This window comes from Spirosoma sp. 48-14 (assembly GCF_001898575.1).
Taxonomy (GTDB): domain Bacteria; phylum Bacteroidota; class Bacteroidia; order Cytophagales; family Spirosomataceae; genus Spirosoma.
Window position 1 is genome coordinate 1 of record NZ_MKUD01000080.1, and the last position, 24,738, is coordinate 24,738.

Annotated in this window: 20 protein-coding genes and 2 tRNA genes; 12 read left to right on the forward strand and 10 right to left on the reverse strand. The window is 50.0% G+C overall.

Annotated elements, in window-relative coordinates; translation table 11 throughout:
• Positions 1-415 (forward strand): tetratricopeptide repeat protein (locus tag BGO59_RS32195; RefSeq protein WP_293691171.1); only part of this gene is annotated, 415 nt, incomplete at its 5' end.
• Positions 416-469: 54 nt separating this feature from the next.
• Here the strand turns inward: BGO59_RS32195 and BGO59_RS32200 are convergent.
• From BGO59_RS32200 to BGO59_RS32210, 3 genes are all read right to left on the reverse strand, one after another.
• Positions 470-2,503 carry a plastocyanin/azurin family copper-binding protein gene (locus BGO59_RS32200; RefSeq protein WP_293691174.1) on the reverse strand — a complete coding sequence of 678 codons (2,034 nt, stop codon included), beginning with the start codon at positions 2,501-2,503 and terminating at the stop codon, positions 470-472.
• A gap of 34 nt (positions 2,504-2,537) precedes the next feature.
• Positions 2,538-2,879, reverse strand: coding sequence for a tRNA-binding protein (locus BGO59_RS32205; protein WP_293691176.1), 342 nt, complete (start codon positions 2,877-2,879; stop codon positions 2,538-2,540).
• A 104-nt stretch (positions 2,880-2,983) separates the two neighbouring features.
• Entirely contained in the window at positions 2,984-4,690 is a 1,707-nt protein-coding gene (locus BGO59_RS32210; protein ID WP_293691178.1) for a hypothetical protein, read from the reverse strand.
• A 160-nt stretch (positions 4,691-4,850) separates the two neighbouring features.
• Here BGO59_RS32210 and BGO59_RS32215 point away from each other — a divergent pair, with 160 nt between their 5' ends.
• The gene (locus tag BGO59_RS32215) at positions 4,851-7,115 is read left to right on the forward strand and encodes an ATP-binding protein (protein WP_293691180.1); all 2,265 of its coding nucleotides are present in this window, start codon (positions 4,851-4,853) and stop codon (positions 7,113-7,115) included.
• Positions 7,116-7,133: 18 nt separating this feature from the next.
• Here the strand turns inward: BGO59_RS32215 and BGO59_RS32220 are convergent, their stop codons facing one another.
• On the reverse strand, positions 7,134-7,886 hold the full coding sequence (locus BGO59_RS32220; protein ID WP_293691182.1) for a DUF3575 domain-containing protein: 753 nt from the start codon (positions 7,884-7,886) through the stop codon (positions 7,134-7,136).
• A 301-nt stretch (positions 7,887-8,187) separates the two neighbouring features.
• On the opposite strand from BGO59_RS32220, the gene BGO59_RS32225 reads away from it, so the two are divergent.
• Complete coding sequence (locus tag BGO59_RS32225) at positions 8,188-9,552, forward strand: PQQ-dependent sugar dehydrogenase (protein ID WP_293691184.1); 1,365 nt, start codon at positions 8,188-8,190, stop codon at positions 9,550-9,552.
• Positions 9,553-9,670: 118 nt separating this feature from the next.
• The gene (locus BGO59_RS32230) at positions 9,671-10,870 is read left to right on the forward strand and encodes a rhomboid family intramembrane serine protease (RefSeq protein WP_293691186.1); all 1,200 of its coding nucleotides are present in this window, start codon (positions 9,671-9,673) and stop codon (positions 10,868-10,870) included.
• Positions 10,871-10,892: 22 nt separating this feature from the next.
• On the opposite strand, the gene BGO59_RS32235 is transcribed toward BGO59_RS32230, so the two are convergent.
• Positions 10,893-11,240, reverse strand: a complete 348-nt coding sequence (locus tag BGO59_RS32235; RefSeq protein ID WP_293691187.1) for a winged helix-turn-helix domain-containing protein — start codon at positions 11,238-11,240, stop codon at positions 10,893-10,895.
• Between the two features lie 256 nt (positions 11,241-11,496).
• Between BGO59_RS32235 and BGO59_RS32240 the strand changes: the two genes are divergently transcribed.
• Positions 11,497-11,976 carry a DUF2975 domain-containing protein gene (locus BGO59_RS32240; protein WP_293691188.1) on the forward strand — a complete coding sequence of 160 codons (480 nt, stop codon included), beginning with the start codon at positions 11,497-11,499 and terminating at the stop codon, positions 11,974-11,976.
• Between the two features lie 3 nt (positions 11,977-11,979).
• Positions 11,980-12,210: a helix-turn-helix transcriptional regulator gene (locus BGO59_RS32245; protein ID WP_293691189.1), complete on the forward strand. Its 231-nt coding sequence runs from the start codon at positions 11,980-11,982 to the stop codon at positions 12,208-12,210.
• Positions 12,211-12,228: 18 nt separating this feature from the next.
• On the opposite strand, the gene BGO59_RS32250 is transcribed toward BGO59_RS32245, so the two are convergent.
• Positions 12,229-14,274 carry a hypothetical protein gene (locus BGO59_RS32250; RefSeq protein ID WP_293691190.1) on the reverse strand — a complete coding sequence of 682 codons (2,046 nt, stop codon included), beginning with the start codon at positions 14,272-14,274 and terminating at the stop codon, positions 12,229-12,231.
• Positions 14,275-14,445: 171 nt separating this feature from the next.
• On the opposite strand from BGO59_RS32250, the gene BGO59_RS32255 reads away from it, so the two are divergent.
• Entirely contained in the window at positions 14,446-15,825 is a 1,380-nt protein-coding gene (locus tag BGO59_RS32255) for a cytochrome ubiquinol oxidase subunit I (protein ID WP_293691192.1), read from the forward strand.
• A 76-nt stretch (positions 15,826-15,901) separates the two neighbouring features.
• Positions 15,902-16,936: a cytochrome d ubiquinol oxidase subunit II gene (gene cydB, locus BGO59_RS32260; RefSeq protein WP_293691194.1), complete on the forward strand. Its 1,035-nt coding sequence runs from the start codon at positions 15,902-15,904 to the stop codon at positions 16,934-16,936.
• A 1-nt stretch (position 16,937) separates the two neighbouring features.
• On the opposite strand, the gene nfi is transcribed toward cydB, so the two are convergent.
• The 4 genes from nfi to BGO59_RS32280 form a co-directional block, all read right to left on the reverse strand.
• Positions 16,938-17,627 carry a deoxyribonuclease V gene (gene nfi / locus BGO59_RS32265; protein ID WP_293691196.1) on the reverse strand — a complete coding sequence of 230 codons (690 nt, stop codon included), beginning with the start codon at positions 17,625-17,627 and terminating at the stop codon, positions 16,938-16,940.
• Positions 17,628-17,751: 124 nt separating this feature from the next.
• Positions 17,752-19,275, reverse strand: a complete 1,524-nt coding sequence (locus tag BGO59_RS32270) for a S41 family peptidase (RefSeq protein ID WP_293691198.1) — start codon at positions 19,273-19,275, stop codon at positions 17,752-17,754.
• Between the two features lie 52 nt (positions 19,276-19,327).
• Entirely contained in the window at positions 19,328-20,485 is a 1,158-nt protein-coding gene (locus BGO59_RS32275; RefSeq protein WP_293691200.1) for an AraC family transcriptional regulator, read from the reverse strand.
• Positions 20,486-20,490: 5 nt separating this feature from the next.
• Positions 20,491-21,111 (reverse strand): hypothetical protein, encoded by a 621-nt coding sequence (locus tag BGO59_RS32280; protein ID WP_293691202.1) that lies wholly within the window; start codon positions 21,109-21,111, stop codon positions 20,491-20,493.
• A gap of 170 nt (positions 21,112-21,281) precedes the next feature.
• On the opposite strand from BGO59_RS32280, the gene BGO59_RS32285 reads away from it, so the two are divergent.
• From BGO59_RS32285 to BGO59_RS32300, 4 genes are all read left to right on the forward strand, one after another.
• The gene (locus tag BGO59_RS32285; RefSeq protein WP_293691204.1) at positions 21,282-22,517 is read left to right on the forward strand and encodes a hypothetical protein; all 1,236 of its coding nucleotides are present in this window, start codon (positions 21,282-21,284) and stop codon (positions 22,515-22,517) included.
• A gap of 60 nt (positions 22,518-22,577) precedes the next feature.
• Entirely contained in the window at positions 22,578-24,242 is a 1,665-nt protein-coding gene (locus BGO59_RS32290; RefSeq protein ID WP_293691206.1) for a hypothetical protein, read from the forward strand.
• A gap of 140 nt (positions 24,243-24,382) precedes the next feature.
• Positions 24,383-24,458: transfer RNA gene (locus BGO59_RS32295), tRNA-Gly, on the forward strand.
• 58 nt (positions 24,459-24,516) lie between these two features.
• Positions 24,517-24,602, forward strand: a tRNA-Leu gene (locus BGO59_RS32300).
• Positions 24,603-24,738: the final 136 nt, after the last annotated feature.

A 24,738-nucleotide genomic window follows, 5' to 3' on the forward strand; every position in this document is an offset into this window, starting at 1 on the left:
TGGTGCCCTGGGGGAGAACAACAAAGCCTTGGAGTACGATCTGAAAGCCTTAGCCATTCGGGAAGCGGTGTTGCCTGCTACCCATCCTGATCTGGCCAGTTCGTACAGCAATATTGCCGTTAGCTATGGCGCCCTGGGGGAGAATAAAAAACGCCTGGAGTACGATCTGAAAGCCTTAGCCATTCGGGAAGCGGTGTTACCTGCCAACCACCCCGATCTGGCTCTTTCGTATAATAATATCGCCGTTACGTATTATTATAATGAAGATTTGGATAGGGCACTGACCTATATGCATCGAGCTGTAACCTTGCGGGAACAGGTGCTGCCCGCCAATCATCCTGATTTGCTCAGTTCTCGAGAAAGCCTGATTTTTCTTGAGAAGGCCGTGCAAAAGCGAAATAACACAGCCGATTGAGGAGGTTCTCAACCGGCTGGATAGTTACTGGGGCGGCTTTCCAGCCGCGTTACATTACTTCACTACTTTCAAGGTTCCCTGCATCAAGGATGAGTGGCCGGGGAATGAGCAGACAAACTGGTAATCGCCTGCTTCGGAGGGAGCCAGGAAGTAGATGGTTTCGGAGGTTTCGGGCTGGAGGATGTTGGTGTGATACAATACGTTGGGCGAATTGGGCACGTAGTTCATCTTTGGGCCGTTCAGGTTCAGCCGTAGCGCTGCTTCACCCACGGCGTTGGCGGCACCGGGTTTGGTAATCACGCAGTTGTGCAGCATATCGTCGTTGTTGTTGAACACGAGTTTGATGCGGCTACCAGCTTTTACTTCCAGCTTATCAACATCGAATTTCAGGCCCGGTTTGGTGCCGATGGTAATGGTCTGGTCGGGGCCATTGGTCCAGTCGGCGGGCATGGCTATGGTACGTTTGGCGTTTACGGCTTTTACGTTTTTGGCAGCTGTAGTAGCGGCTTTTTTCTCCGTTGCCATCATCTCGGCATGTTCGTGTTTGGCCATAGCCACAGCGCGGGCAGGCAGGTTCAGCTTTTCGCCCGGAGCAATGGCGTTGAGGGTGTAATAACCAACCGAATGCAGCAGGGGCGCATTGGTCGATGCCGATCGAACGCCTTCGGCTTTCACTTCGTGGATATACCCTTCACGCAACGCGGTATCGGCTACAATACGGGCGCTGAGTCCGTCGGGAGCCACTACAACACCCCGAATCGGCACAGGCCGAGCATCCTCAATCGGACTGCCGTAGGTGCGGTGGTAGCGATAGGTGAAGCTATTGAGGCTGTAACTTTCGGGGTTCTCGGCCGTTTTACGGTCGACGGGTAATGTGAAGGCTACTTCGAAGCCATCGGGTTTCGACGTAATGGTTTTGATCTCAAACGGAACTTTACCCGTCCAGACCAGCCGCTGAACGCCATAAGGCTCTTTTCCGGTAGCGGCCCAGCCCCGGCTGGTCATACCCACAAACAGGGAACCGTCCTGCCCCCAGGTTGTGCGAAGAATGCCCGACGAAAATCCTTCTCGAAACGGGAAACAGGCTCCCTGCCACTCGCCCCCCACTTTTTCCATCGCCACTCGCATGATTTTGCTGTGACCCTGATCGCCTACAAACAACTGGCCTTCGAAGGGCCCAAATGCCCCTTTGGTAGTGTCCTGCCGGAAATCGGAGGTTGAAATGCCCATCAGCGTATGGGGAAACCAGACCGACGGTACTTTCAGGTTTTTAACGGTTTTCGCCACTTCAAACATGGGTTTACCTGTGCTGGGCACATCGTCGGGTTTTAGGGCCAGGGGAGAACCCGGTTCGCTGCTCCATCGCAGACCGGCAGGATTACCGGCAAATGACCCTTTTTCCAGATGTGTCATCCGGCCCGATCCAACCCAGTCACCCTGGTTTTCGGTGTAGAAAATGCTGCCATCGGTCAATAAACCAAATCCGGCTGGTGAACGTAGACCGGTGGCCCAGGGGGTCATTTCAACCTGACCGGAGGGCGTTTCACGTAATTTCAGCATCCAGCCGCGCCATTTCGCCAGACTGGCACCGTAGCCAATCCAGTCGAGGTTGAGGGTGATGATCATGTCGCCATCGGGCAGCAGAACCGGGCCGTAGCTGTACTCGTGGTAGTTGCCCGAAAGGGGCCATTTATAAAACGAGCTATACTCATCCGCCACGTCGTCGCCGTCTTTGTCGACCAGCTTGGTTACTTCGCCCCGTTGGGTACAGAGAAAATACCCTTTAGGGTGCCACATCAGACCCAGCGGCTCGTGCAGGCCCGATGCGAACTTCTTGTAGGTAGGCATGCGGCTACCCTGCATATAAGGATTGCTGATGATCCAAACATCGCCCCGACGGGTACAGGCTGCCAGCCGCCCATCGGGTAGCGGAGCCAGGCCACCTATTTCAAGCTTAATGTCTTCAGGGATGGGTAAGGTGATAATCCGGTAATAATCCTCTTCACTCGCCGGACGTTGAGCAAAAGTGAAAGAGTGAAAGAGTGAAAGAGTGAATAAGAGCGTAACTAAGCTCGCCAACTTCCTCATTCTACATGGTACATTATTCATTTTACATTAATTTTTAAGCAATTCGTAATCCGTTCTGGGTTGGGCGTTCGGTCTGGAGCAGGGTTACGGTGCCATCGTCGGCAACGGCTCCCAAAACCAGACATTCACTCATAAACGTGGCAATCTGTTTGGGTGGAAAATTAACAACCGCGACTACCTGTTTCCCGATCAATTCGTCGGCCTGATAGAGCTTTGTTAACTGGGCCGATGTTCGTTTCACCCCAAGATCACCAAAGTCGAGCGTTAATTTATAAGCCGGTTTTCGGGCCTGTGGGAATGCTTCAACAGCTACGACGGTAGCCGTCCGAATCTCCACTTTCTCGAAGTCCTGCCAGGTTAAATCGTTGTTATTCATTATTATTTATCTCAGTGAATCTTCGTTTAACTCCGTGTTTCTCTGTGAAATAATAAATTGTAACACAGAGAAACACGGTGTTAAACGAAGATTCACTGAGGTTTTTAGAATACAATAGAATATTGTACGCTTCCCTCGCCATTTTTCATGTCCACAGGCAGTAGTAGCTCCTGCTTTCCGTTGCTCTGACGTGTTTTGACTTTGGCTTTTGGATCGACACGGATGTAATAGCTCCGGTCGTTGACGGCGTACAAGCCTTTACCGACTTCTTCGACCGATGACGCAGCCGCAATCCGGCAATAAGGCGTTCCGGTTGGTGAGCCCGTCAGGGTTAGCGTCCGAACCAGCGCGTCGCCTTCCGAACGAATCGCATCGGTAACGGTGGCGCCAGCCAGCCTATACTGGAGCGTAGGTTTGCCCTGTTTGTCGATGGTAAGTCCTTTATACTGTAAGGTATTTTCGCTGACGCTATCGGGCCAGGCAGCCGATTCGTTGTCTAATACCATCAAAGGTGTTTGACCCGGCAGAAGAACAACGGCTCCCAGCGGACTTAGCAGTTGAGGTTCTCCCCGTTCATACCACATTTCGGTGGTGTTGGCAAAATCACCCTTCCAGACCTGCAACAGCGCCATCTGGTTCAGATCGACAGTGTAGTGGATACCCGTTGGCGAACCGACCGACATGCTGTGGGTGCGTTTGGTTTTCTCACCTGGCATCTGTACGAACGACCGAATGCGCTGCACCTGATTCATTGGATCGCTATAATCGGGGTTTACGCTGATAACGGCTATCGCATCGGGCTCAGGTAAAGACGACTGCGCATGAAGGGGTTGCGGTCGTGTACCTGCCTGCGAGACGAACAATCCTATACCCGGCCGGAACCAGGAACGAGAGAAATAGATCTTAACATCGTGCGGTCCGGCCGTCAGCGAAACCTTACCCGGATTAGGCATACCCAGTTCGAGGTGATTGATGGGAATAACTTCCTTGCCGTCGATCCAGAGAGCGGCCAAACCGCCCTGATTGAGGTCGAACTGATAATCGCCCGTTTGTAACGCATTCAGTTTGCCCGTAAAAAAGATACTGTACTGGCGCGACTGGCCATACGACACTTCATACGTCAGCTGGCTGGTGGTGTCCTGTTTGAGTACTTTCCGACGCGTGGCATCCTGTGGGTCCTGAATATAGCCGCCTTCGACAATGGTATAGCTCAGCGGACCGCTCCACTGGGCAACCATCCGGGGCGACATTACCCGGTAACCCACCTTGCGAAGCGCCAGTGTCCCTTTCCGGGTCATGACCGTAAACGGACCTAGTTTACCATTGGCCAGGGTTTGGCTTTCGCGGAGGGTTACGCCGTTCAGGGCTAATTTCTCCAGCGATGAAAAGCCTTTCGGCCCTTTGGTTTTGTACCAGACATCGACCGTTTGCCACAGACCGGGCGCTTTTAGCAGTCGTGCGGATTCCCGCGAATCGGCAAAGCTGATCTGCTGACCAGTTGGTAGGGTCAAAACAGCATCTGCACCGGCAGAGAGCAGGACTTCGAACCGTAACCGAAAATCATCGGTGGGAGTCAGTAGCGTAAGCGGCTCGTTTGAACCTACCAGCACATTGCTACCGGATTGGGTGCGTATCGACGAGGCATCGGCCGTTGGCAATACAGAACCAACGAGTTGCCAGCTATTGGGTCGGGCCAGTTGTGCAAGCGATAAGGCCGGTAAATCACCCTGGGCGTGAAGGTTTTTCGATACCAGACAGACAGTTAACACGAGCGCTGTCTGGCGTACGATGGAGGAAAAAAATGTAAGCATACTGGAGCAAAAGACGTAAGGGCACCGATTGTACCCATCAAAATTACGTAAAGTAGAGGGTTTATTGATGACGTTGGCTAAAAGAGATCACGTATGTGCCGAAATTCTCGTTACATTTGATTAGCTGCCTGACAGTCAACCCATATCCTCTTTAAATACCATGCTACGGATTCTAGGACTAATGGCCTGCCTGCTGGTTGGCATGGTCGTGAGGGCGCAACCTGCGAGCGATCAGGAAGGGCAGGCCGAATGGAATCGACTGAAACGCCAGCCCATCACCGAACAAACCTTCCGGGCCGCCTGCGATCTGATGCAGAAAACGGGTCGTACCAATATCAATCGGAGCTACGAAATGCTGGCCGAGTACGTGCCCATGGTGAAAAAAACGGGCAACCGGGCGTGGGTGCATATCTTACTCATGGGGTGGGCGCGGGCCAAATCGTCCATGATCTTTTCGAAAGAGGCAGAGGATCTCTACCGACAGGCTCGGGAAAATGCAGGCCCACATACCCGATTTTTGCGGGAAGCCCTGGTGGCTACGGCTGTTATGTATGGCGAATGGGGTAAAGAAGCAGCGTTTAAGCGGTATCTTGATTTGGGCGAGCAGGAGTGCCGACGCGCCAACGACAGGGAGAATCTTTCCTTTATTTATACCTTTCGGGCCAATGCCAATCCAGGTGGCACGACTGCTATGCGCGATTGCTTCGAGAAGGCCATTCGGTTGGCGTCAGGCCTGCGGGATAAAAACGCGCTGTTTACCGCCCGGTACAATTACGCCGTTCGGTATTACCAATACAATCCACAAAAGCAGGTCACCGAATTTGAATCGTTGCTGGAACTGGCAAAAGATTCGAGCCTGAATCGATACCCCCGAAAATTATACGAGCGCACTGCCTTTACTTTCCGTAATGCCGGGCCGAGTGTGTACTACCAGCTTATGCAGATCAACCTATTGCTGGCCGATTACGATAACGCCTGGAAGTTTGCCGAACTATTTTATGATGCAACCGTCAAACCGAATCCGCTCAGCATACAGGCGGGTTATTTTAATGCCGAAGTTGCTGTTGTCAAGATCTACCAGCGCGATTTTGCCGCTGCTCGCAATTACCTGGCAAAAAGCAAGGCGATTTTTGGCGTGCCCGAAGCTGAGATACCCTACAGTGGCTATTTTCTGGCGGCAGGGTTATTAGCAGAGCATACTGGCCACTATGCCAGAGCCCTTAATTATTATGAATTGGTACAGGAGAAAGAGGGCGAAGGCGAGGGATTAAGTGTCATTCCATTCTCTATCTCCTACGCGCATGTATTGACCCTGAATGGTCGATTTGCACAGGCCGATCAGGTATTCAATCAATATCGACCCAAACTGAAAAATCGGGAGTACACGGCTTCTGGGCTTTATTTTTACCAATACTACGCCGATCTTCTGAAAGCGAAGGGCGATTATCCCGCTTATGCACAGGCGCAGGAGACGTTTTATGCCATTAAAGATTCGCTGACTAATCTGAACCAATACCGATCGGTTCAGGAGATTCTGGCAAAGGTTCGCATCCGGGATAAGGAACAACAGATTATTCGCCTGAACGAAGCCAGTGAAGCCCGCGACCGCGAAATTCGTCGAGAACGGATTTTCTATACGATACTGATTACCCTGGCGGGGCTGGCGATTCTGTTTCTGATCCTTTATCTGCGCAATCGGCAAATCCGCAGTCGCCAGAAGGAGGCCCTGCAGCAAAGTCGGATGGAACAACTCGAAAAAGAGCGCCATATCGAACTGATGCGCGGTATTATGGACGCAGAAGAAACCGAACGACGCAAAATCGCTGATCAATTGCACGATGAAGTGAGTGCCATGCTGGCCCTGGCTACTCTAAACGTTTCGTCGACGCTCGAAAAAGGAGTCCCTGACGAGCGATCCGAGAAGAAACTCCATAAAACTCAGGAAGTGCTGCTGTCGGTTTCGACCACCATTCGGGAGCTAAGCCATCGACTAACACCACTAGCTATTGAAAAATATGGTTTCGCCAAAGCCATTACTGACCTTGGCGAAACGGTGAATACCTCCGAAAAGCTGAAGCTCGATATGATTGTTGTCGGTTTTGACGAGCCGACCGACTACCCGCTGTCGTTTATGAATGAGCTGTACCGGATTGTTCAGGAGTTACTGCATAACATTCTGAAACACGCACAGGCTACTCAGGCTACCATCGAAGTAATCGACCATGAGAAAACCGTGTCGATCATTGCTGAAGATGATGGCGTTGGTTTTGCCGATAATGGGACCAGTAAAGGAAAAGGGTTGACCGATATGAAAACCAAAATCGCCTACCTGAACGGCCAGATGGAAATCAGACAAAAACAGGATAGCGGCACCCTGATCGTAATCGAAATTCCCTTCAACCAACTTGCTACGGCCTCTCGTTAGCGTGACCTGCTAGCCCCCTCAAAACCGATACCCCAGGCCTACACCAAAAGCTCTTACGCCATAATAGGGTCCGACCAGTTTCGCTTCGATGAGTGGGACAGCAATCGTCGCCGTAGTCGTATAGCCGGGAAGGGTTGTGTTTTCAATGTCGCTGTGGAGCTTGGTAATGTCAGCTGGTTTCAGATTTTTCCAGAGCGGGTCTTCACCGACGAAATCGGCTGTTACGTTGGTGCCGTAGAAAGGGCCCAACAACCATAAATCCAGTGTAACCCGATTGCCGATCAGCCACTGATGCCCTAAGAGGATACCCGCTCCAAATGCATTGAATTTAGCGTTCATATGCGCGTGGTGAAGAATGCCATCGCTGGGTGTGTACGTGTAGTCCTGGCTGATGTCCATGTTGATGTAGCGGGCAAACGGAGCAATGTACCAGCCTCTGGGAGCCTGACCGCTGAAGTAGAATCGGTATTCGAGCGTACCCGTGTATTTATTAAACAATGTTCGGTTAATGGCCCGGACGGCATCGTCATTTTCACCGTACTGATCCATCAGCGCCTGTTTGAACGGTAGTGGTGCATCGATTGACGCCCCGGCCGTGACGGTGATGGTACTACGGGGCGTCAGAACGCGCTCATACTGAATCTGATAATTCTTAAAAACAGCGCCCGATAGATTGACTTTTACAACGGTAGGAGTGACCAGTTGCGCCTGAGCGATGCGTCCGATGAGCAGCAAACTAACCAGACTGATAAAAATTTGTGGATGTTTCATGGCGTTCGAGTAAAAAGAAAACCCTTAGGCGTTATGCCGGATTCCGTTCTGGATACAGTGGTTAAAATTCAGGAAGTTTATTGCTCCCGGAAATAGTTAGGGCTAACTAAATTGCTGTATGGGATGAGTGACTTTGAAAGCTGTTGAGAGAAAAGAGCCTCTTTATTTTTACCCAAATTCTGATGAGTAGCCTGCCTTCTGTAAGGCCTTTCTTTTTCCAGAGACGGCTTAAACTTTCTGTGTAAGCAGGCCGTTTAGCTGTGGAAATGATTAATACATCCTGTCAACAAAAACTACCATCATGAAATCGACCTTAGTGCTGGTCTCCAGTATAGTCGTAACCTTTGCCGGATCAGCGATTGCTCTACCGGGCCATCCTGTAACGACCAAGCCGAATGCTGTTAAGAAGAGTGTTTCGACGCGGTCTGTCAGGCCACCCGATAATGCCGGTATTAAGCTGGGGAATGGATTCCGGGCAACGCTTTTTGCTGATAATCTGGGTAAAGCGCGTCACGTAATCGTGAGCAATACCGGAACCGTGTTCGTTAAGCTGGAAAAGCTCAACAACGGCAAGGGCATTGTTCAGCTCAACGATTCGAATGGAGATGGCGTAGCCGATCTGACGACGATGTTCGGGACAAATACGGGTACTGGAATGGACATCTACAACGGCTACCTGTATGCCTCGTCCGATACGTCGGTATACCGCTACAAACTGACAAACGGTAAGGTGATGGAAACCACGCCGGCCGAACCCATTGTTACAGGCCTGACTTTGCAACGCCAGCACGCCAGCAAATCCCTCACTATTTCGCCCGATGGCAAGCTCTTTGTCAACTTCGGTGCCCCTTCGAATGCCTGTCAGGAGAAGGATCGGCAAAAAGGCTCAATGGGCATGGACCCTTGTCCTATTCTGGAAGAGTATGGCGGTATCTGGCAGTTCGACGCCAACAAACTCAATCAGCATAAAGCCGATGGGAAACGCTATGCCACCGGAATCCGTAATGCCGTTGCACTCGACTGGAATAAGGCGACTAACACCCTCTACGCCTTACAGCACGGCCGCGACAACCTCAACAATTGGGGCGGTGTATTTACCGACGAAGTAAGTGCTGAACTGCCTTCCGAAGAGTTTCTGATGGTAAAAGAAGGCTCGGACTTTGGCTGGCCTTACTGCTACAACGATCACGTCAAGAATAAAAAGCTCCTGGCTCCCGAATACGGTGGCGATGGCACGAAACAGGATCGCTGCGCTGGTAAAGACAAGCCCATCATGGCATTCCCTGGTCACTGGGCGCCGAACGATCTGCTGTTTTATACCGGCTCACAGTTTCCAGCCCGCTACAAAAACGGCGCGTTCGTTTGTTTCCACGGTTCCTGGAACCGCGCTCCGTTGAAACAGGGTGGTTATTTCGTTGCTTTTATTCCGTTCGGAAGCGATGGCCGCCCTTCGGGTAAATACGAAGTATTCGCGGAGAATTTTGCGGGTGTAGCTGAACAGGGTACGCCCGGTACCAACGTCAATGCCGGTAAACTCGACCTGGCTAGTCCCGGTGATGCCGTAGCGCGTCCGGTTGGTTTAGGGCAGGGTCCCGATGGTTCACTCTATATTACCGATTCGGTGAAAGGCAAAGTCTGGCGGGTCATGTACTCGGCGAAGAAATAACGAACCGGTACGCCAAACGACCTGATTAGCGACAATTAAACGGAATTGTGCGTTAGTCAGGTCGTTTGGCGTTAGTATATTGGTTGCCTAATCGTTTTCATTAATCCCACCAGCCGATATGAGTGACGAATCTCCTGAATTGCCTAAGCCGGAAGAGTCCAAGCCTAAAGAAACAACGCCATCGTCCGACCAGAGCCATCTGCCTGAGTCTGTGCCTCCACATGAGCAGACGTTTGGTTCTGAACCTCCTGCTGATGAAAAGGCCAATCCACTGGATTTGCTCAAACCGGCTCCGGGGTATATCGTTACGCCCATACTGATCTGGCTGAATGTGGGCATCTTTCTGCTGATGGCGGTGACGGGCGTTAACATACTCCGGCCTGCCGGAGATGCCCTTATTCGGTGGGGGGCTAACTATACGCCTTTAACCCTCGACGGCCAGCCCTGGCGATTATTGAGCAGTTGCTTTCTGCATATTGGGATCATTCACCTGTTGTTCAATATGTATGCCCTGACACAGATTGGATTCGTTATTGAAGGGATACTGGGTAGTCGTAAGTTCATCATCGTGTATTTGATGGCTGGCTTACTGGGTAGCGTTGTGAGCCTCTGGTGGCATGATGTTGTTCTGGGAGCTGGGGCTTCGGGCGCTATTTTCGGGCTTTACGGGGTGTTCTTCGCGCTGTTGACTACCGATTGGCTTGAGGCTGAAACCCGTCGTTCGCTGTTGCGGAGCGTGCTGGTTTTCATGGGCTATAACCTCCTGTTTGGCTTACAGTCTGGGATCGATAATGCAGCGCATATAGGAGGCCTGGTGGGAGGGGTATTGTTTGGATATGCCTACTATTTTGCCGCCTTGCATCCCAGTCGGCGAGGTAGCCCTATCTGGTGGCCTTTGCTTGTTCCGACGGCTATAATTCTCGTTGTGACGGGCGTTGTCTACAAAACCACAGCGAATCCATTTGGCGATTATGAACGGCTCATGAACCAATTCGGAGCATTGGAAAAAGAAGCCATGTCCGTTTTTCAGTTACCCCGAAATACACCGGCAGCGGGTGTAGCCAAAGCGATAAATGAGCGGGGAATTACGGCCTGGAAACAGGCTATAATGGTACTCAATGAAGCTGACAAGCTCGAGTTGCCCGATGAGTATCGCCAACGTAATGCATTGCTGCGTCAATACAGTACACTGCGAATCAATAGTTTTACTCTTCTCGGGCGCTCGCTCACCGACACAACGCATATTTACGATAAGCAGATTGAAGACTACGACCGACGGCTGCAAACGGTTCTCAACGAATTGAAAAAGAAACCCTAAGCACTGCTAGCCAATTCTGCGCTTAGATAGGTAGTTTAGTCAGCTCAATCTCCATGAATTGCTGGAATCGTTCGTGCAGGCCCCGGTAATAAGCGAGATATTTCTGACCTGCCTCCGTTACGATGGCCCCCCCGCCTTTTTCGCCCCCCGTTTGGGTCGATACCAGGGGCGTTTCGGCCTGTGTGTTCATTGAATGGACTAAATCCCAGGCACGTTTGTACGACATCTTCATGGCCTTGGCGGCCTGATTGATCGAGCCGGTTTGCTGGATGTGCTCCAGCAATTCGAACCGACCGATACCCATAAATCGCTCGACCGAATCAGCCGATGTTGTTTCGAGCCAGATGCGGCCATTTATGCGAAGATTCATAGTCGTCAGGGGCGAATGAAAGCACAAAAATACGCGAGAGTTGAATCGGTCGGTGCATCTATGTGTGTTATCGGCCATTGTAACTAACGAGCTAACCAATCAAGCAGTCTGGCAATTCAGGATCTGAATCTGTAAATCGGTTTTACAGCGTAGAGGCATTTAAATTCGTAATATTTCATAATAAGTAATAAATATTTATTGTTTATAAATAAATATTTATTATGTTTGCGCTGTGGATTGAACTTCCAAGACCAGTATGAAAAGAGCGTCAACCCTATTTCTTCAGGCCGTCATCGTGCTGATTGGCCTTGTGGCACTTGTCAGTTTGATTCGATTTCCCTTAACTGAGGGAAGAGCCAGGAACTTAGATTTGTTCAGCATTTACGCTGATCCGTTAATCTTGTATGGTTACGCAGCCTCAAGCGCTTTTTTTGTTGCGCTGTATAAGGCATTCAAATTACTTGGCTACATCGGTCAGGATAAAGTGTTCTCGCCAAATTCGGTTGGCGCGTTGAAGAGCATAAAGCATTGTGCTATCGTATTGGGTAGTTTAATTGTGCTGGCAGGCGTATACGTAAAAATAAATCATCATAAAGACGACGATCCGGCGGGTTTTCTTGCCATGTGTATCGTGGCTACGTTTGGCGCTACCGTAATGGCAACGGCTGCAGCCATAGTTGAAAAAATCCTGCAGAATGCTGTAGATATGAAATCTGAAAATGACTTAACCATTTAAGCAATGCCAATCATTGTAAATCTTGACGTGATGATGGCAAAGCGGAAAATTTCGCTGAATGAACTGTCTGAACGAGTTGATTTGACATTATCTAATCTGTCTATCTTAAAGACGGGCAAGGCGAAAGCCATTCGGTTTAGCACCTTAGACGCCATTTGTAAAGCCTTAGACTGCCAGCCAGGCGACATCCTGGAGTATGTAAATGATACGGCTAATCGTATAAAAAACGACTGATGAGCCGCAAACCGTTTCCTATTTGGCCATGCGCACCACGCCCAGTCGCCGGAAGGTACTTTTTAGTCGAACCAACTCCTTATTTTTCAGACTGATGGAATCTTTGGCCTGTCGGCTCAAGCTGCGGGCCATGCTATCGGATAGGAACCAGCCTAGCGGATACTTATCGTTGTAGGCCAGACGCAGAGTTAAGTAGCTGGTTTTTGGGTTAGCAAATCGGTCCATAAACGAGCCGAACATCCGATCGCGGGTGTTGGAGCCGTTATCCCAGGCGTTGAAAAAGGCTAATAGAGGCACCTGCACTTCCTGCAATACCGACTTCTTATGAGGCAGTTGGCTATCTGTACTGCTGTTTTTGATGAATAGAATGTAGGGTATCACAATAACATGGTCGACTGTATCCAGCTTTCGAATCGACGGCACCAGATTATTGAGTAATTGAATGCAGGTTTCAACCCCCGAATTGTCGAAATAACCACCATCGACTACATGGCCACCATAAGGTTGACGTTTGTCATTCTTATCGACCGAATCCCGCTGAATAAGAGCCCCATTGGTGACCAGCGGAAAACGACTACAAAGTGATGCGGCTGTTTTAAGTGGGACATCCGAACCCAGTACATCCAGCGTCGATACCACATCGGTAAAGTAGTGTGGGTTGAGTTTTAGATTTGAGGTGATAATTTTCTGTCCCGATTCGGCCATCGTTCCATTGAGCAGCAGCGAAGGGAGGTTATAGTTGTAGCCGGTTTGGGTTTGGTAGAGCGCCGTCAGCGAAGAGTCCAGCGTATTGACAGTCAGATTATTTCGGTACGAAAAAGCCCACGAGTCTTCGAGCCACTTGGCCCGTTCCAGCGACGAAATGGGAAATGGAATTACCCGTTGAACCGCATCGGGAAATAGAAGAGCTGCCGAAACGGGCGACAGGTAATCATCGCGGATAACCTTCCGAAATTGCTCAAACCGACCTACACGCTGGGTTTCGATGAAATCGCGGAGGAACGCTGTATAGAAAACGGTTCCCACTCCTCCTCCCGATACCCCACTGAGTGCATACACGTGACGGCTAAAGCCCGGAATAATCGAGTCGAGCCGGATCAGCGTTTCGGCGGTCCAGTTCAGGGCCCGGATACCACCCCCTTCGGCAGCAACCAGCACCAACGGAATCGTATCCCGATCCTCCTGTTTACGCGCGTCGACCCATTGCCGGAAATGGGCTTCAACCGTTGGCCGTCGGGTAGTGTCTAGCACCGAACGACCTCCCATCCGGCGAACCGCCGTATTGTCGTTGAACACGCTGGCCAGCACCAAATAAGCAACGGCCAGTAGCACCAGTGGGCGATATCGATAGTCGTTCAGGTAAACCAGCAGACTGCCCCAAAACGTAATGACGGTAATACCGAAAATAATGACCGCCGTAGGCCGAAGTTGTCGGGCAATGCCGAGTTCGACGGGTAAACTAAATAAAATAAGCAGACAACTCATGAGGCCAACGTTGGCGATCAGGACGAAGCGGCTAAACCGATGCTGCCAGAGTACCTGAATGTCGTGCTTTAGTGTTGTGTAGGCGTCGGACGTTTCCCAATGATCGGGTAAGGCAAAAACCGGAATAGTCCGTTCGGCTGTCAGAAACAGGAACAACAACACAATGCTCTCCAGAAGAAGTAGATACGGGTGCCCCTGGTCAGACTGATGAAAGGCATAGGCCAGTATGAGTGTGGGTACTATTCCGCCTATTTTGGGAAGCCAGCGGAGGAGCCAGATGCATTCGTCAGTGAGTTGCAAACCAACCGGCGAAATGTATAAAATCAATCGGGTGCTGGCATATACCACCCAACTCCAGATAAACGCGCTAAACAGAATGAATTGAAAAAGTTGGCTGAATATCCCAGTATAAATTACTGCATTGATCATGTCGGTGGCCTGGTCGGGACCTGTCAGGATATACAGTGCCAGCAACAGCGTAAGCAGAACCACAAACGCGTTCCGTTGTGTCTGGTAGAAAGCCACTATATAGTTCCGGGCGTGGTGCCAGAGCGATTGTTGGTACGGTTGGGGTTTCATGGCTGGTTAGTACTCTATAAGTAAAGAACTAGTTAGCGAAAAATCTCCTGTATATCTGGTTGTTTTGCGTTGCTGGTCGTACCTTTCGGGCGATAGTTCTCTCGCCCTGTTCGCCTTATATCGCACTGTCTGTCTGCGACCTCGGCGACCGTTTCCGCTATCGTAACGGCTATGGACAATGTGGAATTACTCTCCCGAATTCAGTTTGCCTTTACCATTGCGTTTCATTATATCTACCCACCCCTAAGCATTGGGTTAGGCGTTTGCCTGGTAGTAATGGAAGGGCTTTACCTGAAAACTAAAGACAAAGTTTACGAAGAGCTGACCCGGTTCTGGGTTCGCATTTTTGCCCTGATTTTTGGTATTGGCGTGGCTACTGGCATTGTCATGGAATTTGAATTTGGCACCAACTGGGCCGTCTATTCCCGCTATGTCGGTGATATTTTCGGTTCGGCACTGGCAGCCGAAGGCATCTTTGCCTTTGCCCTGGAATCGGCCTTTCTGGGTGTTCTGTTGTTTGGCTGGAACCGGGTAAGTCCACGAGTGCATTTTATGGCTACAGTGCTGGTGGCCCTTGGTTCCATTTTTTCGGCGCTCTGGATTGTGGTGGCCAACTCCTGGCAGCAGACCCCGTCGGGGTATCGCATTGAGGGCGAAGGTATGCAGGCCCGCGCCATCGTGACCAACTTCTGGGATATGGTCTTGAATCCGTCGTCGCTTGAGCGGTATTCGCATGTTCTGATCGGAGCGCTGCTGTCTGGTTCGTTTCTGGTGCTGAGTGTGAGTGCCTGGTACATTCTCAAAAAGAACTATACGGCACACGCTCAGGCGGCTTTTCGCATTGCCCTCTGGGTAGCTGGTATAGCGGCTTTAGGGCAGTTGTTCACTGGGCACAAATCGGCGGAGGTAGTCACGAAATACCAACCGGCTAAACTGGCTACGATGGAGGGGCACTTCGAAAAATCGGCTCCGGCCGATATGTATTTGTTCGGTTGGGTGAATGCCAGCGAGCAGAAAACAACCGGGCTGAAAATACCGGGTGGTCTCTCATTTCTGGTGCACCAGGATTTCAAGGCTCCTATTCCCGGCTTGAATAGCTTCAAACCCGAAGACCGTCCGACAGCGATCAATTTCGTCTTTCAGACCTACCACCTGATGGTTGCTATCGGTATGACGTTGATTGGATTAACCTGGTTTGGCCTGTTTATGCTGTATCGAAAGAAACTGTTTGAAACGCGCTGGCTCATGCAGCTTTTTGTATGGTCGGTATTGCTCCCTCAAATAGCCAATCAAGTAGGCTGGTATACGGCTGAAGTCGGTCGGCAGCCCTGGGTAGTGTACGGCCTGCTTCGCACATCGGATGCTTTATCACAGGCCGTAAAAGCCGAGCATGTACTGGCATCACTCATTTTGTTTACGCTGGTTTACGTCTTGCTGTTTGGCCTGTTTCTGTACCTTCTGAACAAGAAAATACAACACGGTCTCGATGTATCGAACAACGGTGAAACCTCGTCACGTATGAACCCGTCATTTTTACCAATGATTGAATGATTGACTTGTTGAATGATTGAATAGCTGCCGCACACTAGTCAATTATTCAACAAGTCAATCATTCAAAATTAAACCTATGGATACCGTTCTTGGAATTGATCTGCCTACCTGGTGGTTTCTGCTGATTGGCGCCCTGATCAGTGGGTATGGAATTTTGGATGGCTTTGACTTGGGTGCGGGTGCCCTGCATCTGTTTTTTCGGAAAGAACAGAGTCGCCGGATTGCGCTCAACGCGATTGGGCCAGTCTGGGACGGTAATGAAGTTTGGCTGGTTATTGGAGCCGGAGCTTTATTTGCCGCCTTTCCGCTGGTCTACGGCACCATTCTATCGGTATTTTATCTCCCGTTTATTCTGTTTTTGGTAGCCCTGATTTTTCGGGCCATTTCCATCGAATTTCGGAGTAAGGAACCCATGCCTTGGTGGCACCAGCTCTGGGATGTTAGCTACTGCCTATCAAGTATTATTATTTCGCTCCTGCTTGGGCTTGTGCTGGGGAACCTGATTCAGGGATTGCCTTTAAATGCTAGGCATGAGTTTGTTGGACGGTTGCGCGACTTTTTTAATCCCTACGCCGGACTGATCGCCATTACCGTACTATCCCTGTTTATGATGCACGGGGCCATGTACCTGCTGATGAAAACCGAAGATCGGCTCTACGCCCGACTGACGATCATCGCCAACAACACCAGCAAATTTTTCATTCTGTGCTTCATCGCTACCTCCAATGCGACGTTGATCTATGTGCCGCATATGACCAGTATTTTCAAAGCACATCCTGAGCTATTTGTGTTGCCAATGGCTGCCGTGCTGATTGTGCTCAACATTCGTCGGAGCATCGAAAAACGGCAATATCGCCGTGGGTTTATTTCCTCTTCAATTACTACAGCCCTGCTGCTCATTCTGTTTGCGATGGGATTGTATCCGAACCTGGTCTTATCGAACGTTGATCCGAAAGGCAACATCAGTATTTACGAAGCCGCATCGTCTGATAGCTCGTTACGAACGATGCTTTTGTTTGCTGCCATTGGTATGCCGCTGGTAGCCACCTATACCGTATTTATGTTCTGGACTTTCCGGGGGAAAGTGAAGCTGGAAGAGCATAGCTATTGACCTAGCTCACTATCCGCTCTCCTCGTCGTAGGGCATTCACCAGGTTGTGCGCCCGGCGGGTGGGTTCTGGGATACGGTAGCCTCCATCGCATTGAAGGGTCAGCGAAATGGCTGTTGGGAGGTCGATCAGATGGCCGGGCGATACATAGACCGGGTTGACTTTGTTTTTTGTTCGCAGAGCAGCTCCGATCACTTCGCCATAGTGCTTCATGGGCGACCACGCACCACGTTCGGGTGCTGGTTCGTCGTACTTACCCACCAGCACCGATTTGCCACAGCCAAAGGTTGGGCGATCCAGAAAAAGACCAGCGTGAGAGGCAATACCAATTCGGCGGGGATGAGCCGTACCATGCCCGTCGAACATGACCACATCGGGTTCGGTTTGTAAAGTTTGCCAGGCTTTCAGCAGGGCGGGTATTTCCCGGAACGAGAGCAGACCGGGAATGTAGGGAAAGGGAGCCGTCCCCACAACACCCGCTTCGTCGATGGTTTCCAGCGTGTCGAGCCGCAGCACGACTATGCCAGCATAAACGGTTTCTTCAAACTTATTGAACGAAATGTCGCATCCGGCAATGGTTTTGGAGGGCACAGACAGCGGTTCAATCCGTATCTGCGAACGCAATTGCTGTTGTAGGGCGACGGCTTCGGTAGGCGTTACACTCCAGTCATGAAGGGGTTGGTAGGTAGCCATGCTGGGTAAGTTTGTGTAACTAGATAACGCTGAAAAACGCCAAAGGTTATTTTTCTGACAGGATTTGCAGGATGTATAAGCATACCTAGGGCCTTGAATTGTGTAAATCCTGTCAGAAAAAAAGCTAGTTAGTTTGGTCCCGAATTCGCTTTTTGACGAAGTCAAGCTGGCTATCGGTACGGTTTAATACATCGGCAAGAGTAATTGAAACGGGATAGTCGGGGATGGTGCCACGCCCTCTGGTGGCGACGTTCCCAACTGCATTATCATAATATAACAAAGGCGTACCAACCTGGATTTTCGAATGGGGTAATTCGAGGTGAATAAAACTGCCGCCATTGCCACCTTCATAAACCCCACCCGCTTCTTCCCCAACAAATACACCGATCTTATTGGCGTGGGCAACGGCCAGAAATTCGGATGTGGTTGATGCACTTCGGCCATCGAGTAAGATATAAACATTGCCTCGAAACCGATTCGGCTTTGGGGTATATCGCCTTGGGCCACGACCTACATCGCCCTGTTTCAGCGTGAACGTTCCGTCAGACTCCGGAATAAGTTCGTTTTTAACATTTTTCCGATCAATTTCCGATAAGTCCGAAAATTGAAGAAACTCCGAACTGTCAGTCACGCTATGTTGTCGGTCATAATACGCGATGGCCGAATCGGATTTCATCAGGTAAGTAAATAATTCAATACCCTGGCTATCCCAGCCACCGGGATTGGCCCGAACATCAACGATCAGATGCCGGGTTTTCTTCTGTTCCATTGTCGCCATGTACCGATCCATGAACTGCCTGAATTTTTCTATGGCTTCGTCACTGGTTTTAGCGCCTTCGCCCCCAAAACTATCAATGCGTAACAGGGCCGTTTGGGGTGAGTCTTTTGGGAACGACAATCGCCAGGGATGTTTAGGACGCTTTTTGTTATACCATGCCAGCATCTGCTTATTGACCGGATTCTTTTTATACCCTTTTAAGGTTTCCCGAAACGGTTGAGCGGGCGCATCTACCTGAACCGTATCGCCTGTCAGGTTGCGGAAGGTCAAATGATAGGTATCAGGGTGATCCACAAACCAGTAATAGAATAACGTAAACAATTGCCCTTGAAAAGCTGCCTGTTTCGATGTTTGATTATAGCCATCGGCCCAATAATAGCGGTAAACCTGCTCTCGGATACGTTCTATCGATTGGCCATTGATACGAATCAGTTCAAAGCCAGGTTTGATGGTTTGGTCGGCTGTTCCGTTAAATAACACGTAGGAACGTCCCTGGACTGGTAGCATGAAAAAAGGCATCGTTTTCCAGTGGCTGTTAAACAGACGTTGCCAGTCTTTCGTCGGAAGTGCGTGGGTATGAGCACAGCGAATATCGGCAACGAGCGATTCAATCATTCGAAAGAAATCGTAGAAAGGCATCGGGTGGATTAAGGTTCCGGCCAGACTGTCGAGTTTTGCCTGCATGATCGGTTTGGGGGTATAGCGATACAAACCCGGATGTGTTTCTTCGAGCAAACGACGGAAATATCGGAAGTCAGCTTGTATATCGGCAGGCTGGAGAATTTTAGCCAGGAGGGTATCCGTTACGGGTTGAGCCGTTAGCGGACAGGTGAAGATAAGTACTAGAAAGGCGGTATATGTATGTTTCACGGAGCGCTCTGTTTTTCGACCAAAACAGCGCCAAACGCGGAGCTAAATCTTCTCAAATCCCGATTTGAGAAGCCTTTTTCTTTTGCTGCACCATGTATTCACCCGGCGATGTACCCGTTAGCTGCTTGAACGTCCGCTGAAAGGTAGCCTGTGAGTTAAATCCCGACTCAAAGGCAATGCCTGTTAACGTCAGGTGTTCATTAGTCGGATCGAGCACCCGCCGTTTTACTTCCTCAACGCGATACTCGTTAATGAACCCGTTGAAGTTTTTGCGGATATGCTGGTTCAAAACCGCCGAAATCAATTTGGGTGGAAGTTGCAGATGCTGCCCTAATTTATCGACGCTTAAGTCAGGGTCCAGATACAGCTTTTCCTGCTCCATGGCTTTATCCAGTGCGGTCGTAACCTGCTCAATGGTTTCGGGTGGTAAGTCTGAACCCGTTGTTTTGGAAGGAAGATTAGCTGAGGGTATTGGTTCTGATCGCGTATGGAGGTAGCCTTTGAAACCCAGCCAGTAAATGAGAACAGCAATCGGAATGTAAATCGGATACCAGCCGAAACGATCCAGCAGGGGGCCTCGCCATGCCGGAACAATGTATGGAACCAGATGAATGAACCAAATGGCCTGAAAAATCAGAAATACGCTCACAAATTGCCCAAGCCAGCGTACAGTCTGGTGCCCCTGTTGGTTTTGGTGAGAAGCCTGATAGTGATTCAAAAACCGTTTGGTTATAGCCAGATAGATGGTAGCCGAAAGCCATCGTGGAATATCAACATAGGTGTTGTATTCGTCCATTATATGGCCCCAGCGTGGTCCTTCATTTTTGGGAATGAAGCCGAGTAATGACCCGATGACAAATGTCCATCCGATGAGTGGGGCACCTATATCCAGAATCGTCGTGTAAAAATGACGTTTTTCTTCCTTGCCGAGCCGAAAGCCAGGATCAAGCACTGATCGGGTATAGAAGTAGATAAGCGGGCCAATGGACATGGCCAGGAAAAACGGAAGCAACTCAATCGCCAGGCTTAGCCACTGACTGGTAATTGGTACGCCTACAGCAAAACTCATGAGGGTCAACGATCCAATCAATGCGGCCAGTAATCGATTCGATAACCGGTTGCCTTTCGAATTAATCCATAATAACGTAGCTAAAATGGCTCCCTGAACACTGCCCAGCAGTAAGATGAGGTCGAAGGGAGAGATCGTCATAGCGTCTAATCCTCAATTTTCACACGAATGCGATGGGGAGCAGGCTGGTTGCCACCAAAATATAACCCTGTGTTGTAAGCAAACGACTTATCGTGTGTGAAAGGTACGGTTTTTCCGCCAAGTACCTGGTATACTTTACGGTCGTAATCGATTTTAATGACCATTCGGGTCGGGGTATTTATTTTAGCTTCGGCTACCTTGAAATCAATGCGCTGGCCCTCTACGTAAATATAGGCTCCCAGATCAATACAGTTTCGTTGCTTATTCCAGCGCCAGCCTACGCGAGCACCATCGACCTGATGCGGTGGAACGCCGTCCAGCGATTGGTCTTTTGAGCCAACGAAACCCAAACCAATCACTTTGTTCCAGTCGTCCGCATCCGCATTGCCAATGTCGTAAATACACGAACTGTCGAACGTAACCGTTGCCGATACTTCACTAGGGCTAATCAGTAAACCAACTTTACGTTTTGGATTGGGTTCGTGTTCACCTGCTTCGATCACGACCCAGTCCGGGTCCGACAGCAGGAAATCGGGAACGCAGGCGCTCATCAACAAGCTGAGCAAAGGCAGTAGAAGTCTGGTAGCCCTTGCGGAAAACGTTACCGATGAATCAAAAGAAAACATACTAGCTGGATTAACTATATTGATCTATTGTGTAAATAACGCTATAATTGTTGGCAAGCGTATGCCGTACAGTCAAGTAGATATACGTGTGCATACCTTTTTCTATCAACAGGTTAGAAGCAACCTTTCGACTTTGGAAGCCTCTTTGGTTTTGAATTCATTACACGTTTATGCAACCGGATTATCCTTCCCGTTCACAACTACAATCGGGTAGCTGGCGCTTAGGCATACCAACCTACATTTATGCCGTTGTGTTCTCATCATTTTGTGTCATTATGGGTCTGCTCTGGGACATCATGTGGCACATGAGTATTGGCCGCGACGGACTATTTGCTCCTCCGCACCTGGTAATCTATCTGGGCGCCGTAGTGGGAGGCTTGTTCTCCGCTTACAAAATCCTGAATCTTACCCTGACCCGCAACCACCCCGGACGATCGGAAGCCGTACCTTTTTGGGGTGTTTTCTACGGACCTCTGGGGGCCATGTTTTGCGTATGGGGCGCTTTGGCCATGTTGACATCAGCTCCTTTCGATGATTGGTGGCATAACACGTATGGTCTTGATGTACAGATCTTAACCCCTCCACATACGATTCTGGCCATTGGTATCATGACCATGCAGCTAGGGGCTATGATCGGTGTATTAGCACTACAAAATCAATACCGAAAATCAATACACACGCTTCAGGGCGGAAATCCGACCAGTCGACAGAGCACTCGGTTGCAGTGGTTGTTTGCCGGTGCGGCTGCCCTGCTGCTTTGTATGATCTTTACGCTTGCGTCGGAGTCGATGGGCATGCGCGAAACGCACCAATCCGGGTATTATGCCACAGCGGCTATCGTTTTTCCATTTTTTTTGCTGGCTATGGGCCGGGCCTCGCTATTGCGCTGGCCAATTACAGCTGTTACGGGTATCTACATGCTCGCGTTGGTGTTGCCTAGCTGGGTAATTCAGTTTTTTCCGGCGACTCCCCGACTTGGTCCGGTTCTGAATCCGATTACGCACTATCAGCCGTTTCATTTTCCTATGTTGTTAATTGTGCCGGGCTTCGTTCTGGACTGGTTAATGCATCGGCTTGATGCGCCCCAAAATGATCGTCGAAAGATGAACGACTGGCTTCTGGCGGCCATCTATGCGGTGACCTTCATGGTCGTCCTGCTGATTGTTCAGTGGCCGTTTGGCGAGTTTCTGACCAAGTCTTCCTGGGCACGAAATGGCTTTTTTCTGTCGTATTCCTGGACGTATGATAGCCCACCCGATTGGGAGTATCGGTACGGTTATGCCCCCTGGAATAGACAGACGCTAACTGATTTTGCGATAGGCTTTGGGAAAACATTGATCTACGCATTTCTGTCGGCCCGGATTGGCTTAGTGTGGGGTAACTGGATGAAGCGGGTAGCTCGATAGCGTAAAGATCGACGGGGCGAATGAGTTGACATAGTTCATAATGGGCAAAATAGATATAAGGTGACAAGACTAACATCAATTTGGGTACTCTTTCTGATTTCTTTGCTATCGCTGTCGGCCTCGGCTCATGTAGGAAGTTCGGGAGTAATTGTGCAAAAGCAGGTCGGTAAATACCAGTTATTGATTCAGATTAATCCGCCCGATGTGGTACCGGGTACCGCCATTGTTACGGTCTATGTCGAGCAGGGGCGCATCAGTACGATTGGTGCCCGTCCCATCTACTTTCGGTCAGGCGATAAAGGGGCCCCTACGCATGACGAATTAAAACGGGTTGATCAAAACCGATACGAAGGGGATTTGTGGCTGATGGATTCTGGTTCATCGAGTATTGAGTTAAGTATTGATGGCCCGGATGGCAAGCAACAGGTTATTGTGCCGGTAATGGCTATCGCAACCGCTTTGCGTGACATGCCTTCGGGAACAGGTTACGGATTAGCGCTCATGGGGTTGCTACTGGTGGTCATGCTGATTACCATAGTAGGTGCCAGTAATGCAGATGGTATTGTGGTACCCGGCCAGCCCGTACCTACTCAGTTAGGTCGTCGGCGCTGGATTGGCATGGTAGCGGGTTTACTGGTTATTGGATTGATATTAACCGGATGGAGAGCCTGGTGGACTAGTACGGCTGAAAATTATCGCGATGTGCAGCTGTATCGGCCAATGCCTATTAAAACCAGCGTTCGGGTAGCGAATGCGCAACGGCAGTTAACCATTCAGTTCGATACAGTGAGTGGTGGCCCGAGTCGGCGCGTACGTCGACTGTTCAGTTACATGCTACCCGACCACGGTAAACTGATGCATACCTTTCTGGTTCGAATCCCTGGTCTGGATGCTTTCGCGCATTTGCATCCCGCTCGGCAGGATACCCTGAGTTATGAGACAGCTCTGCCTCCATTGCCAGGCGGTAAGTACTTACTTTATTCAGATGTTGTTTTTCGAAGCGGCTTTACGGAAACACTGACCGATACCATTGACGTGCCTTCGTTGAAAATCAGCGCCGAAGCAGCCGCAGCCGCTAAGCCAACCGACCCGGATGATAGTTGGCTGGTCACAGAGCCGATGGGTGTGAAAGCCAATGCCGTAAACTTACCTCACTTAGACAACGACATGGTTGTATGTGGTAAGCCCAGTGCTACCTGTATGTTAGCCGATGGCTCCTCAATGCTATGGATGGATAAACCCGATAAAGTACTGGAAGCCGGAAAACTGTATACCCTGAAATTTGCTTTGGCAGATGCCCAGGGGAAAACAGCTACTCTGGAGCCATATCTTGGTATGGGCGGCCATGCTGTAATCTTACGGTCCGACGGCACTGTTTATATTCATTTGCATCCGGTTGGTACGTATTCGATGGCCGCCGAAAATTCGATGGTAACCCGCATTGCCGATACGTCCCGTACATTTCATTATCCTGATGCTGTCCAATTTCGTGATAGTATCGATAAGTATGTTGCCCGCCTGAAAACGATGCCTGAAGACGAAAAAAATAAGCTATTAGCGGCTGGTATGCCTGCTATGGGGCACGCCATGAAAACGGCAAACATGGTTGAGTTCCCTTATTCGTTTCCTCGGGCTGGCCATTATCGTATTTGGGTACAGGTAAAACGGAACGGCCAGGTACTAACTGGCGTATTTGACACGCAGGTAAATGAACCATTGCTGTAAAAAATAGCTGCCGTAACCTGTTCAAAATCAGATTTTGATCCACTCCGGCGATCTTTTTCTGAATTTTTTTTGGGAGCAAGGCTTGACAAACGAAGAAAATCACCTAAATTTGCATCCACAATTCGCCGAAAGGCAATTACGCGAAAGTAGCTCAGCTGGTAGAGCGCGACCTTGCCAAGGTCGAGGTCGCGGGTTCGAACCCCGTCTTTCGCTCCACAAAGAGGCACCGGACCCGGTGCTTTTTTTGTAAAGTGCCACTTTTAGTGGAAAGAATGCCGGGATGGCGGAACAGGTAGACGCGCCGGACTTAAAATCCTGTGGGCCTTACGGCCCGTGCGGGTTCGATTCCCGCTCCTGGTACAAAATGAAAATGGGTTACGCTATTGTAAGCGTAACCCATTTTCATGGATCAAGGCCAATACTTGTGGAGGGCGTTGTATTTTTCTAGGTTTGTGGCTTCACCCAAGTCTAGCTCATTTTGGAAAGTTTCTTGCCT